Genomic DNA, 13,085 nt, shown 5'->3' with positions numbered 1-13,085 from the left:
ACACACTGATGGATGCGCTGGTTGGTTTGACGATCCTGACCACACTCTCCATAAGTATCTTACCTCTATACACCCTCCTATATGAGAAGCGCATCATTACATCACAACGAGTAGAGAGTCTAACGATTTTGGATGGAGTCTGGACTGACTATGTTCTACTACATTTACCGCCCCCTACTATGATTGAAAAAGAAACAGAAATTTATATGGTTGATTTGGAGCATAATCGGTTGTGCGTTAAGTCGCAAAACGGTAAGGGTGTCTGTCGGAGTTTACCTCATGGTCCGTAGCGAGAAAGGGTTTACTTTGATCGAAGTATTGATCACGCTTATGGTAGTACTTGTTTTGATTGGGCTACTTCCATCCTTGATGGTAGCATCTGTAAGACCAACAGGTTTGGATTATCAGCTTGAAGAAGAACAGCTCTTTCATTCGTTGCTATCAAGAGAAGTTAGAGGAGCAACCGCTGTGGTAGCGAATGGGAAGCAGCTCACCCTTACTAGCGCAATGGGAGACACCATTTTATATGAACAGTACGGAAATGTATTAAGGCGGCGTGTGAATGGAGCAGGTCACGAAGTTGTACTACAAAAAGTGAAGACGATAAAAGTTTTAGTGCAGGGTCAGCGAGTTATCGTTACCATCGAATTTTCTAACGGATCTAAAAAGGAGGAAATGTATTATCAAATGGAAGGAGCGGCTTAACGAGAGAGGATACATGACGGCAACCATGATGTTAGTAAGCACGCTACTGATTGGATACATGCTTCACCTTAGTACTATTACAGCAAGTGAACGAGCATTTGTTGAACAAAAGGAATTGCACCTTAACAAGGTAGCCTTGCTAGTTCTTGGTATGAAAGATACAATTTTATATATACAAAAAAGTGGAACGATTTATGGAGAAAAAAGCTTTGCCTATAAAGAAGGTACGTTGATGGCCAAAATTACCTCGATCTCAGATAGTGATCAACAAATTATTTTGACTGGCGTAACCGCTTCAGGTCAGCAAACATCTGTAACGTTCTACTATGATCGATTAAATAACAAAGTGTTGAAGTGGGGAGACGAGTTAGGATGAGAGCAGTATACTTAACAGGGTTCATGGGATCTGGTAAAACATCTGTAGCTTATCAGTTGGCAAAAGAACTATCGATGCCTCTTGTTGATACAGATGAAACGATCGTTTCTGAAACGGGGAAAGAGATTTCTTCGATCTTCGAAAATGAAGGTGAGGAAGCCTTTAGGGAGTATGAGACAGCTACCCTTAAAAAATTACCAGTAGAAAATGTCATCGTTAGTACGGGTGGTGGCATCATATTAAAAGAAGAAAATCGGAATCTTATGAAACAAAATGGAAAGGTGATCTATTTACACTGCGAACCGCGCGAAATCGTAAAACGACTTGAAGGTGATTCTTCAAGACCGTTGCTCGATGTTAAGAATCGAAGCGAGCAGATTGAAAAGATTTTTTCTGAGCGGATTTCATTTTACGAAGATGCGCATGAAACGATTGATACAACTAACTTAACAGTAGAGGAAGTCGTTGAACAAATAAAGCGTTTAATCGGTTAAATGTAGCAAGAAGTGGACATCCTAAAGCTAGAATAACGTAAAGGGTGATCCTGATATGTCCTCGAATGATTTAGTGAAATTTATGACGCAGCAAGTTGTTTCTTATATAGATCAGCCAAAAGAAGAAAGAGTAAACCAGAGGGAGAAACGAAAAGCGGCCAAGCAGCCTTTTCTATTTCGATGGTTTGGCGTTATTCCGTTGGCGATCGGCATGTTTATAAGAAGGAAGAAATAATGCTCGGACCCATTGTCCGAGCATTTTTTATTATGGGGAAAGATAAAAGATACCTCCGTTAATAACCTCCGCTGTAATGACTGGCTCATATTGTTTTCGTAGTGCTTCTTTTTCAACAGCATAGCTTTCAGCATCAACATTATCTTCATAAAATTGATCGAGTAGAATTTGATCTGCAGCCCACCTTTTTTTCGCCTCTTCAGACCATGAATGATCTTCTTTGCCGATTACCATTTCAACAACTTTCTCGAGCCGTGCGATTCCGCTTGCTGGTTTAATGATCGGACTGATTGTGAACGTGTAGTCAGGAATTTTTGGAGTTAAGTTCTTTTCATTAAGTTTGTCATGAAAATCATCTACTACTGTTCCACTAACAAGGTGTAGACCGAGTGACAGGAGACGGTCTTTTTTTCGATCACACCGATAAGAAACTTTAACGTTCAAACATAGCCATGGGTGAAGAGGAGAGTGCTGCTGTGACGTCGATTGAATGTTTTCATAAAGCCGTATGAACGATGCTAGTTTTTTTGTTGATGAAAAGATTTGATGAAGCCTTGGTGCTCCGAAGTGGACGAACTCTCCTTTAATCTCATCCTCATCCTGGTTCGTGATCAACGTTAATGACATTGGATTAGGTGTTCCACCTGTCTTTTCTAGATAATGCCAATAAAAAGGGCGGTTCATCAATTCTTTGTCTAAATCGACCGTCAGTTGAACAGAAAGGACTCCTTGTTTTTCTTGTATGATTGGACAATCGTTCGCAAGAAAGTATGAGCGTAAATAGTTATGAATATTTTCTTGTTGCATCACTTTCCTCCTTGTGATAATTGATCAATTCTTTTATGTTGTCCATTTTAATACGGATTTCACCCTCACTTTCAGAATGAAGTAAGATATCAGAAATATGTTTTTCGATATCACGCATACCCAAACGGGTCAGGATTTCATCCAATTGTCCGATGACGCTTTCAAATAACTGGATCTTTTCATAAAGAAGTGAAAGGATGTGTTCTTCGACGGTATTTTTCGTAGCAAAATTATAAATATGAACGTCTCCTTCTTGTCCCAATCGGTGAATTCGCCCAATACGTTGTTCGATTCTCATTGGGTTCCAAGGAAGGTCATAGTTAATGATGTGCTGGCAGAACTGTAGGTTTATTCCTTCACCACCTGCTTCTGTCGCAATCAATACTTTGGCGTGATTTTTAAAAAGTTCTTTCATCCAGTCTTTTTTGCTGCGCTTGAACCCTCCTCGAAACGGAACAGATGAAATACCATGCTGTTGAAGAAACCACTGCAGATAGAGCTGAGTAGCACGATACTCTGTAAAGATGATTACTTTCCCATCGATTGATTGAATGATTTCAAGCGCTTTTTCGGCTTTCGAGTTTGAAGGAATCGTTTCGATCTTCTTCATAAGTTCTAAAATGATGGACTCTGTGTTGTCTTCTATCGTCTCTTTTTCAAGCATCTTCTTAAGCGTCATGTAAGCCGCTTCACGGCTAGAACATATTTCACGAAGCAACGTAATGATAGAAAACTGGCTTCTTGTTGCAACTGGATGTTGTTTTAAACTTTCCACAGCTCTATATAGGGATTCTTCTTCATCGCTTAAGTGGATCGGTACAGTTTTTACAATGCGTTCTGGCCAGTCCATCTCAGTATCTTGTCTTCTATTACGAACCATAACCTTTTGGATCAACGTACGTAAGCGTTCTTCGTCCTCGATGCTTTTTTCTTTCCCCTTATAATCCTTCTCAAAATGTTCATAGCTTCCAAGGTGCCCTGGTTTTAATAATGATACGAGGTTAAAAACTTCCTCCAACCGATTTTGAACAGGTGTTGCTGTAAGGAGAAGACAGAATTTCTTTTGTAGGTGTTGGACAAATTCATAGTTTTTAGTACGGCTATTCTTCAGTCGGTGAGCCTCATCGATAATTACCATATCGTAGTCTTGTTCATAGACGATCGAACGGTGTGGTTCTCGTTTTGCCGTATCGATTGATGAAACAACAACATCGCATTGATCCCAAACATAACTTTTTCTTTGAACGACAGCAGGTATGTAAAACTTTTGATTCAATTCCATCGCCCATTGTGAGACAAGTGACGCAGGTACAAGGATGAGTACTTTTTTTACAAGTCCTCTTATCATGTATTCTTTGATGATGAGTCCAGCTTCAATCGTTTTTCCTAACCCTACCTCATCTGCAAGGATTGCTTTGCCGTTCATGTCTTCTACTACTCTTCTTGCGGCTTCAAGTTGATATGGATGAGGCGTCAAATGAGGAAGGTGAGCTGGAGCCTGTAATCCCGTAAATGAGGGGATCGTTGTATGTCTTTCTGCTTCTATCGCTAGTTTAAAAAGTTCCCAGTTTGTCCATGGGCCATCATCTTCTATGTGTTTTAGAAAATCAGATTTCCATTCCTCGTTAAAGGCTAGTTCCATCCTCATTATGAAAACCCTCTCTTAATAATTGTTATTCACGAATCTTAAAAGGAAATGGTTGCTTATTGTTCGTGATTTATCCACTTGTGATAATACTCTTATTCTTAAAAATATTGTTGCCAATGCATTAATGGTAGTGGTAGGATTGAAATCGAAAGCACTATTAGTATGAAACAAACAGTATCATCCAATACCTTAAAACTGAAAATTGGCGAATGAAAGCAAGAGGAGAGACTGTCGCAGGACAGCGCCGAAGGAGCAAGCGATTATGTGAATCTCTCAGGCAAAAAGACTCTTGCTAGACGCACCTCTGGAGAGAGCTATTTTAGCCGCCAAAGATGTAATTCCCTTATCTTGGGAAGAAACTTTCAGGTCAACAGGACAGAGAAACTATGCTGCAAACAGCGGGTTTTTCTGTCTTTTTTTTGTGCTGGGTAAGATGGTTTTATGAAGTCTCTCTTTTGTAGAAAGAAAGCACTGAGGTAAAAATCAAGGAGGGTAATGATGGAAACGTTATTGAAAACACCGTTATATGATACCTATAAAGCTATGGGAGCGAAGACGATTGACTTCGGAGGATGGGCTCTGCCAGTTCAATTCTCGAGTATAAAAGAAGAGCACCATGCTGTAAGAAATAAAGCAGGACTATTCGATGTTTCTCACATGGGTGAAATCGAAGTAAGAGGTGAAGGTGCATTAAGCTACCTTCAGAAAATGATGACCAACGATGTGAGTAAGCTTAAAGTAAACGGTGCTCAATACACAGCGATGTGTTATGAAGATGGTGGAACAGTCGATGATCTCCTTGTATACAAGTTTTCTGATACTCATTACTTATTAGTCGTGAACGCAGCGAATATTGAAAAAGATTATGACTGGTTGAACAAGCATGTCGATGGAAACGTTTCACTTGAAAACAAATCCGAAGAGATGGCTCAGCTTGCGATTCAAGGACCAGAAGCGGAGAAAATTTTACAGCGTTTGACTGAGGCTGATTTAAGTGAAATTGGATTCTTTAAATTTAGGGATGAAGTCGATCTATCAGGTGTAAAGTCTTTAGTTTCGAGAACGGGTTATACAGGAGAAGATGGTTTCGAAATCTATTGTGCTTCTGCAGATGCTCCTAAGCTATGGAACCTAATCCTAAAAGAAGGAGAATCAGAAGGGATCTTACCTTGTGGGCTTGGAGCAAGAGATACGCTTCGTTTCGAAGCGAAGCTCGCCCTGTATGGTCAAGAATTAACGAAGGATATTTCTCCATTAGAAGCTGGAATCGGATTTGCTGTTAAGACGAAGAAAGAAGAGGACTTTATTGGTAAAGAAGCTCTTGTTTCACAGCGTGAGAATGGTCTTGAGCGTAAGCTAGTAGGTATAGAAATGATCGATCGAGGTATTCCTCGTACGCATTACAAGGTTTATATTGGTGAGGAGCTTATTGGAGAGGTAACAACAGGTACTCAATCGCCTACGCTACAGAAGAACGTTGGACTAGCATTATTGAAGAAAGAATATACAGAACTTGGTACGGTAGTAGAAGTTGAAGTAAGAAAGAAGCGGTTAAAAGCAAAGGTAGTTTCAACACCATTTTATAAAAGACAGAAATAAATGGGAAACAACGAGGAGGAGAATACATGAAACATCGCTATCTGCCTACAACGGAACAAGACAAAAAAGAGATGCTCGAAACAATCGGTGTGAATTCAATAGAAGAATTATTTGCAGATATTCCTGAATCTGTTCGATTTAAAGGAGATCTACAAGTAGAAAAGCAGCTTTATGAGCCAGAACTGATCCGCTATATGTCTAAGCTCGCTTCAAAAAATGTGAACACGATTGAAAATGCCTCGTTTCTAGGAGCTGGCGTCTATGATCATGCGATCCCTTCCGTGGTAGATCACGTGATCAGGAGATCTGAATTTTATACTGCATATACGCCATATCAACCTGAGATTTCACAGGGTGAACTTCAGGCCATCTTCGAATTCCAAACGATGATCTGTGAACTAACTGGAATGGATGTAGCGAACTCTTCTATGTATGATGGTCCAACTGCGCTTGCTGAAGCTGGATTATTGAGTGCAGGACAAACAAAGAAGAAAAAGATCATCGTATCAAAATCCGTTCATCCAGAAGCTAGAGCTGTTATCGACACTTATTCAAAAGGGCAGCATCTACATGTAGTCGAAGTAGATTCGGTTAATGGAGTAACGGACCTTGAAAAGTTGAAAGAAGAAATGGATGATGAAACGGCATGTGTGATGGTTCAATATCCTAATTTCTTTGGCCAGTTGGAACCTCTTCCAGAACTTGAAAAGATCGTTCACGAGTACAAATCGATGTTCGTGGTATCAAGTAATCCATTGGCGCTCGGGCGTTTGACGCCTCCAGGAGAATTAGGTGCCGATATCGTAGTAGGTGACTGTCAGCCATTTGGAATTCCTGCACAATTTGGGGGACCGCACTGCGGATATTTCGCAGTAACGAAAAAATTGATGAGAAAAGTGCCGGGACGCTTGGTAGGTGAAACAAAGGATGAAGAAGGTCAGCGAGGATTTGTACTAACGTTACAAGCGCGCGAACAGCATATCCGCAGAGATAAAGCTACTTCTAATATTTGTTCCAATCAAGCTTTGAACGCGCTAGCTTCATCTGTAGCAATGAGTGCTCTCGGTAAAGAGGGTGTTCGAAAAATGGCAGAACAAAATATCAAAAAAGCTCATTATGCAAAAACACAGTTAGAAAAAGCAGGAGTTGCTACTGTATTTGATGGTGTTTACTTCAATGAGTTTGTTGTGAAACTGAACGGTTCTGTTAAGGAATTGAACAAAAAATTGCTGACTAAAGGCATCATTGGCGGATACGACTTAGGACGTGATTATCCTGAATACGAGAACCATATGCTTGTAGCGGTTACAGAAAACCGTACGAAAGAAGAAATAGATACGTTTGTAAAAGAAGTGGGGGGAGCGCAATGAATACGAACCAAGACCAATCATTAATATTTGAACTTAGTGAACCTGGGCGAATTTCTTATAGTCTTCCGGAGCTTGATGTCCCTGAATTAGATTTAAACGAGTGGCTACCTGAAGAATTTAACCGTCAAAATGAACCAGAGCTCCCTGAAGTATCTGAACTTCAATTGATTCGTCATTACACTGCACTATCAAAACGCAATCACGGTGTGGATTCTGGTTTTTATCCGCTTGGTTCATGTACGATGAAGTACAACCCAAAAATTAATGAAGACGTAGCAAGATACCCAGGATTTGCGTTCATTCATCCACTTCAAGAGGAGGACACAGTCCAAGGTGCGCTTGAGATGATGTACAATCTCCAGCAAAACTTGGTAGCTGTTACAGGAATGGATGAGGTGACTCTACAGCCAGCTGCAGGTGCTCATGGGGAATGGACTGGTCTGATGATGATCCGTGCGTATCATGAAGCAAACGGAGATTTTAATCGTACGAAGGTAATCGTTCCTGACTCCGCTCATGGAACCAACCCAGCTTCAGCAACAGTTGCTGGATTTGAAGCTGTTACAGTGAAATCGAATGAAAAAGGTATTGTAGACCTTGAAGACCTTAAGCGAGTAGTCGATGAGGATACTGCAGCTTTGATGCTTACAAACCCTAATACTCTTGGATTGTTTGAAGAGGATATCATCGAAATGGCTCAGATTATTCATTCAGCCGGCGGGAAGTTATATTATGATGGTGCGAACATGAATGCCATCATGGGAGCTGCTCGTCCAGGAGATATGGGCTTCGATGTGGTTCATTTAAACCTTCATAAGACGTTTACTGGCCCTCACGGAGGTGGAGGTCCTGGTTCAGGCCCTGTTGGAGTTAAAGCTGACTTAGTTCCTTATCTACCAAAGCCAGTTTTAGTAAAAGAAGAAGATGCGTACAGATTCGATTATGATCGTCCTGATTCGATCGGACGCGTAAAACCGTACTACGGCAATTTCGGAATTAATGTTCGCGCATATACGTATATTCGTACGATGGGTCCTGAAGGATTAAAACAAGTGTCAGAAAATGCTGTTTTGAATGCTAATTATATGATGAGACGCTTACAGGATGCATTCGTGCTCCCTTATACTCAGCATTGTAAGCATGAGTTTGTCATTTCAGGCAAGAAGCAAAAGAAACTCGGGGTTAGAACCTTAGATATGGCAAAGAGGCTGCTAGACTTTGGCTATCATCCTCCGACGATCTATTTCCCAATCAACGTTGAAGAATGTATGATGATTGAGCCAACAGAAACGGAATCGAAAGAAACGTTAGATGAATTCTGTGATCGCCTCCTCCAAATTGCAAAAGAAGCAGAAGAGAATCCAGAAATCGTCCAGGAAGCTCCACATACAACAGTAATCAAAAGGCTCGATGAAACGACTGCAGCAAGAAAACCAATCTTACGCTACCAAAAAGCATAACAAAAAGCAGCTGCACACAAGCAGCTGCTTTTTACTTTTTCTTCTTAACTTTGCCGCCCCATTTTTTGAAGCCGCCTTTTAATTGATAAAGATCACGAATACCGTTTTTCTTAAGCATGCTTGCAGCACGCGCAGTGATGATTCCATTATGATCATACATATAAACAGGTTGATCTTTACGGATTTCTTTCATTCTCATCTTAAGCTGACTAACTGGAATATTTCTTGCACCGAGGATATGACCATTTTCGAAATCTTTTGGTTCCCGAATATCGATTAACTGGGCTTTTCGATAACCTGCCCTAAACTCTTCCTCGGTTAGCGTTTTCAAGTTCTTTTTTTGTAGAAATCTCGAAATGACTACATATACAATGATTGCAACTAGTAACGCGATAATCCATTCCATTATTCCGTACACCCTTTCAACTAAAATCGACAATACTAAGTTTACACGTCTTTTCGTTTTTCCGCAAAAAGAAAATAGCAAATTAGGAGGAAAGTTTATTGGTTATCTCGTTATAGCTTTGCTAAACTAAACGAGTATGGTGGAAATATGGAAAGGTAAAGGAGTATTTGTATGAGGCAATGGGCATTTATTAATTCAGGAGATCGTTCTCCTGCCTATAATATGGCACTTGATGAAGCATTATTAAAATGGCATAGCGAAGGGTTGATCCCTCCCGTTATCCGGTTTTATGGATGGGACCCAGCTACTCTATCAGTTGGCTATTTCCAGCAAGTAGATCGAGATATTGACCTTACAGCAGTTGAAAGATACAATATGGGTTTTGTAAGAAGACCTACCGGTGGACGTGCTGTACTGCACGATAAAGAAGTTACATATAGTGTAATCGTAAATGAAGATTATCCAAACATGCCAAAAACCGTTACTGAAGCCTATAGGGTGATCTCTGAAGGACTGAGGTTGGGCTTTGTTGAGTTAGGACTAGATGCGTACTTTGCCATTCCACAATCTGAAGAGGAGAAAGCTGAACTCCGCTCGCCAAGGTCTGGCGTTTGCTTCGATTCCCCTTCTTATTATGAACTAGTCGTTGAAGGGAGGAAGGTCGCAGGGAGTGCACAGACCAGGCAAAAGGGTGTTATTCTTCAGCACGGCTCTATCCTACTAGATATTGATGAGGACAAACTATTCGATTGTTTCAAATTTAAAAATGAGCGGATACGTGAAAGAATGCAACGCGGCTTTAGAAAGAAAGCAGTAGCGATAAATGCATTAAGAAGTGAACCAGTGTCAACAAATGATGCGATCCAGGCATTCTATAATGGATTCGAAGAAGGTCTTGGAATTGAACTCGAGCCGTATGAGCTCTCAGATGAGCAGGAAGCTTATGTGAATAACCTTGCTGAAGAGCGCTATATGAGCGATGAGTGGAATTATAAAAAATGAGCATCCGAACTGGATGCTTTTTCATATTGACTTCATGAGAACAAGTGTTCTATCCTAAAGGAAGGTACATATAACTATTAAAAACACGATGGTAAAAAAAGCAATTAACGAAATTTCTCTTTTTATAGGGTTATGAGCTGTCCTGCTATCATAATCGATTGTTTTCAATGAAAATCGCTCGATTTGAAAGTTGACAAATTTAGTTGAATCATGGCGAATCACTATATATAGTGTTTGATAAATAAATTAAAGTACTATATGTAGTTTAAAATGATTGTCTCGTGAATGGACATGTGCTACTATTAATCCAGATGATACTTAAGAGTTTTTACATCGCTGTTGTAAGAGATAAAAGATTTTGAAACGGAGGGGTTCAATTGACCATTAAGACTGGAGAAAGAAGACGGTCAATCAACATTGAGCAGTTAAACAAAGATATCGAAATGTTTTCCCAAGTTCATCCCGTTACGGATGACATGCACTTAAGTCACGATGGTGTAAGTCGACTGGTGATGTTGGATCGATATGCTTTTAAAGATACAGAGAAAAGAACCCTGAAAAAAGGAGACTTTGTCGTACTAACGATTAAGGAAGACCCGAAGTTTCCTGCACGAGGACTTGGCTTTATCGAAGAAGTCGATCACGCCACAAAGAAAGCACATGTTGCGGTTCACGAAGATTATGTAGCTGTATTAGATTCTGAAGAAGAACGAGAAACAGGAATGATCGTAAGGTCTCTTGATGTTATAGAGAAGCCGCTGGAAGTTTATTATGAGCAGATCGCACGACGAAATGCACGTGGTCTTGCTGAGGTAGAAACAACGAGTGGTGAAAAAGAATATTGGGAAGAGCGGTTTTATAAAGAGCTATCTTCGATGAACTTTGTACCAGCTGGACGAGTTCTTTATGGTGCTGGTGCCGAAACAGAGGTTACCTACTTTAACTGCTACGTAATGCCTTATCCTCAAGATTCACGTGAAGGGATTTCTGAGCACCGAAAACAGGTGATGGAAATTATGAGTAGAGGCGGAGGAGTTGGCACGAACGGCTCGAGTCTACGCCCTCGAAATGCACTTGCAAGAGGTGTGAATGGAAAATCTTCAGGATCTGTTTCCTGGTTAGACGATATTGCAAAATTAACACATCTTGTTGAGCAAGGTGGATCAAGACGCGGCGCGCAAATGATCATGTTAGCAGATTGGCATCCTGACATTATTGAATTCATCATCTCTAAAATGCAAAACCCAAGAATTTTGCGATACCTAGTAGAAAATACAAAAGATGAGCAGATTAAGAAACTCGCAGAGGATAAGTTGAAGTTTACTCCTCTGACAGAAACCGAACGTTCCATGTATCAAAGCATTCTAAACTACCGAAGTATTCAAGGTTATGGAGGCTTCGAAGAAAAAGTAATTCAGAATGCACACGAAAAGATCCAAACCGGAGGGACATATTCTGTTCATAATCCAGATTTTCTTACCGGCGCGAACATTTCAGTATGTTTGACAAAAGACTTTATGGATGCGGTTGAAAATGATGACGACTACGCTCTCAAGTTCCCTGACGTAGAAAACTACACAAAAGAGCAGATGGAAATCTATAACCAGAAGTGGCATGAAAGTGGAGATGTACGAGATTGGGAAGCGCAAGGATTTCCTATACGTACTTATCGAAAAGTGAAGGCGAAAGAACTTTGGGATTTGATCAATATTTGTGCAACATATTCAGCAGAACCTGGTATTTTCTTTATCGATAATGCGAATGAAAAAACAAATGCAACTTCTTATGGACAAAAAGTTGTAGCTACAAACCCATGTGGTGAACAGCCTTTAGCTCCATACAGCGTATGTAATCTAGCTGCAGTCAACCTTGCTGAAATGGCAGACAAAGATTCAAAATCAGTTGATTTTGATAAATTGAGAGAAACGGTTGAAGTTGGCGTTCGTATGCAAGATAACGTAATTAATGCAACACCATATTTCTTAGAAGAAAACGAAACTCAGGCTTTAGGTGAAAGACGTGTTGGTCTCGGTGTAATGGGATTACATGATCTTCTCATTTATTGTGAGACTGTATATGGATCTGAAGAAGGAAATAAACTGACAGACCAAATCTTTGAGACGATCGCAACCACTGCGTATCGCGCATCCGTTGAGCTTGCTAAAGAAAAAGGAAGTTTTCCTTTCCTAGAAGGCAAAACTGAAAGTGAAACGAATCGCCTTCGTGAAGCGTTTGTGAACACTGGCTACATGCAGCAGATGCCGAATGATATCAGAGATAGCATTCTTGATTATGGAATCAGGAACTCTCATTTACTTACCGTTGCACCAACGGGAAGCACAGGAACGATGGTAGGTGTTTCTACTGGTCTTGAGCCGTATTTCTCCTTCTCATACTACAGAAGTGGACGTCTTGGTAAGTTTATCGAAGTTAAAGCAGATATTGTTGAAGAATACTACTCACGAAATCCTGAAGCTGATCCTGAAAAGTTACCTGAATGGTTTGTATCAGCTATGGAACTGGCTCCTGAAGAACATGCTGATACACAGTGTGTTATTCAGAGATGGGTCGATAGTTCAATCTCTAAAACGGTGAATGCGCCGAAAGGCTATACAGTAAAACAGGTAGAAGAAGTGTACGAGCGCCTATATCATGGTGGAGCGAAAGGCGGAACAGTATACGTAGATGGAAGCCGTGACTCACAAGTTTTAACGTTGAAGGCTGAAGAGAATTCATTTGAGCAGCTTCAATTTGAGGATGGTATGGAAGAGAAGAAACAGGTTGTTTTGGTAGATACCATTACAGATTTAAGATCAACTGACGTTACGATAGGCTCAGAAGTAGGGAACACGTGTCCCGTATGTAGACAAGGTCAAGTTAAAGAAATTGGCGGATGTAACACGTGCGATAATTGTAATGCTCAGCTTAAATGTGGACTTTAATAAAAATCTCGTTACACAAGGAATAGGCGATATGCTTATTC

At 40.4% G+C, this 13,085-nt stretch carries 12 protein-coding genes and 1 riboswitch; of the genes, 9 read left to right on the top strand and 3 right to left on the bottom strand.

Annotated features, from left to right (window positions below):
• Positions 1-279: 279 nt before the first annotated feature.
• The 4 genes from comGF to PFZ69_RS01395 are packed head-to-tail and all read left to right on the top strand — an operon-like array spanning position 280 to position 1,810.
• Entirely contained in the window at positions 280-705 is a 426-nt protein-coding gene (gene comGF, locus PFZ69_RS01410) for a competence type IV pilus minor pilin ComGF (RefSeq protein ID WP_270179255.1), read from the top strand.
• A 13-nt stretch (positions 706-718) separates the two neighbouring features.
• The gene (gene comGG, locus PFZ69_RS01405) at positions 719-1,081 is read left to right on the top strand and encodes a competence type IV pilus minor pilin ComGG (RefSeq protein ID WP_270179254.1); all 363 of its coding nucleotides are present in this window, start codon (positions 719-721) and stop codon (positions 1,079-1,081) included.
• The gene (locus tag PFZ69_RS01400; protein ID WP_270179253.1) at positions 1,078-1,575 is read left to right on the top strand and encodes a shikimate kinase; all 498 of its coding nucleotides are present in this window, start codon (positions 1,078-1,080) and stop codon (positions 1,573-1,575) included. The genes comGG and PFZ69_RS01400 overlap by 4 nt, the downstream gene beginning before the upstream one ends.
• A 55-nt stretch (positions 1,576-1,630) precedes the next feature.
• The gene (locus tag PFZ69_RS01395; RefSeq protein WP_270179252.1) at positions 1,631-1,810 is read left to right on the top strand and encodes a YqzE family protein; all 180 of its coding nucleotides are present in this window, start codon (positions 1,631-1,633) and stop codon (positions 1,808-1,810) included.
• A 30-nt stretch (positions 1,811-1,840) separates the two neighbouring features.
• On the opposite strand, the gene PFZ69_RS01390 is transcribed toward PFZ69_RS01395, so the two are convergent.
• Both PFZ69_RS01390 and PFZ69_RS01385 read right to left on the bottom strand, forming a co-directional pair.
• Positions 1,841-2,617 (bottom strand): YqhG family protein, encoded by a 777-nt coding sequence (locus tag PFZ69_RS01390; RefSeq protein WP_270179251.1) that lies wholly within the window; start codon positions 2,615-2,617, stop codon positions 1,841-1,843.
• A complete protein-coding gene (locus PFZ69_RS01385; RefSeq protein ID WP_270179250.1) occupies positions 2,595-4,265 on the bottom strand; it encodes a DEAD/DEAH box helicase in 1,671 nt (556 codons plus the stop codon). The genes PFZ69_RS01390 and PFZ69_RS01385 overlap by 23 nt, the downstream gene beginning before the upstream one ends.
• A 209-nt stretch (positions 4,266-4,474) precedes the next feature.
• Positions 4,475-4,564, top strand: a riboswitch (glycine riboswitch).
• A 199-nt stretch (positions 4,565-4,763) separates the two neighbouring features.
• Here PFZ69_RS01385 and gcvT point away from each other — a divergent pair.
• From gcvT to gcvPB, 3 genes are read left to right on the top strand one after another with little or no spacing between them, the layout of a single operon-like run.
• A complete protein-coding gene (gcvT, locus tag PFZ69_RS01380; RefSeq protein ID WP_270180587.1) occupies positions 4,764-5,864 on the top strand; it encodes a glycine cleavage system aminomethyltransferase GcvT in 1,101 nt (366 codons plus the stop codon).
• Between the two features lie 26 nt (positions 5,865-5,890).
• A complete protein-coding gene (gcvPA, locus tag PFZ69_RS01375) occupies positions 5,891-7,234 on the top strand; it encodes an aminomethyl-transferring glycine dehydrogenase subunit GcvPA (RefSeq protein WP_270179249.1) in 1,344 nt (447 codons plus the stop codon).
• Entirely contained in the window at positions 7,231-8,694 is a 1,464-nt protein-coding gene (gene gcvPB, locus PFZ69_RS01370) for an aminomethyl-transferring glycine dehydrogenase subunit GcvPB (protein ID WP_270179248.1), read from the top strand. The genes gcvPA and gcvPB overlap by 4 nt, the downstream gene beginning before the upstream one ends.
• Before the next feature lie 31 nt (positions 8,695-8,725).
• Here gcvPB and PFZ69_RS01365 read toward each other — a convergent pair whose 3' ends face one another.
• Positions 8,726-9,100, bottom strand: coding sequence for a rhodanese-like domain-containing protein (locus PFZ69_RS01365; protein ID WP_270179247.1), 375 nt, complete (start codon positions 9,098-9,100; stop codon positions 8,726-8,728).
• Between the two features lie 171 nt (positions 9,101-9,271).
• Here PFZ69_RS01365 and PFZ69_RS01360 point away from each other — a divergent pair, with 171 nt between their 5' ends.
• On the top strand, positions 9,272-10,102 hold the full coding sequence (locus PFZ69_RS01360) for a lipoate--protein ligase family protein (protein WP_270179246.1): 831 nt from the start codon (positions 9,272-9,274) through the stop codon (positions 10,100-10,102).
• Positions 10,103-10,545: 443 nt separating this feature from the next.
• Positions 10,546-13,044 (top strand): vitamin B12-dependent ribonucleotide reductase, encoded by a 2,499-nt coding sequence (locus PFZ69_RS01355; protein ID WP_442865118.1) that lies wholly within the window; start codon positions 10,546-10,548, stop codon positions 13,042-13,044.
• Positions 13,045-13,085: the final 41 nt, after the last annotated feature.

The organism is Alkalihalobacillus sp. CinArs1 (assembly GCF_947387515.1).
Lineage (GTDB): Bacteria > Bacillota > Bacilli > Bacillales > Guptibacillaceae > Guptibacillus.
This window is presented reverse-complemented; position numbering and strand designations above follow the sequence as displayed.

Excerpts from the sequence above, each read along its gene's own strand:
- PFZ69_RS01385 (WP_270179250.1), bottom strand. The coding sequence starts at position 4,265 with ATGAGGATGGAACTAGCCTTTAACGAGGAATGGAAATCTGATTTTCTA.
- gcvPA (WP_270179249.1), top strand. The coding sequence starts at position 5,891 with ATGAAACATCGCTATCTGCCTACAACGGAACAAGACAAAAAAGAGATG.
- PFZ69_RS01365 (WP_270179247.1), bottom strand. The coding sequence starts at position 9,100 with ATGGAATGGATTATCGCGTTACTAGTTGCAATCATTGTATATGTAGTC.
- gcvT (WP_270180587.1), top strand. The coding sequence starts at position 4,764 with ATGGAAACGTTATTGAAAACACCGTTATATGATACCTATAAAGCTATG.
- comGG (WP_270179254.1), top strand. The coding sequence starts at position 719 with ATGACGGCAACCATGATGTTAGTAAGCACGCTACTGATTGGATACATG.
- PFZ69_RS01400 (WP_270179253.1), top strand. The coding sequence starts at position 1,078 with ATGAGAGCAGTATACTTAACAGGGTTCATGGGATCTGGTAAAACATCT.
- PFZ69_RS01360 (WP_270179246.1), top strand. The coding sequence starts at position 9,272 with ATGAGGCAATGGGCATTTATTAATTCAGGAGATCGTTCTCCTGCCTAT.
- PFZ69_RS01395 (WP_270179252.1), top strand. The coding sequence starts at position 1,631 with ATGTCCTCGAATGATTTAGTGAAATTTATGACGCAGCAAGTTGTTTCT.
- comGF (WP_270179255.1), top strand. The coding sequence starts at position 280 with ATGGTCCGTAGCGAGAAAGGGTTTACTTTGATCGAAGTATTGATCACG.
- PFZ69_RS01355 (WP_442865118.1), top strand. The coding sequence starts at position 10,546 with ATGTTTTCCCAAGTTCATCCCGTTACGGATGACATGCACTTAAGTCAC.
- gcvPB (WP_270179248.1), top strand. The coding sequence starts at position 7,231 with ATGAATACGAACCAAGACCAATCATTAATATTTGAACTTAGTGAACCT.
- PFZ69_RS01390 (WP_270179251.1), bottom strand. The coding sequence starts at position 2,617 with ATGCAACAAGAAAATATTCATAACTATTTACGCTCATACTTTCTTGCG.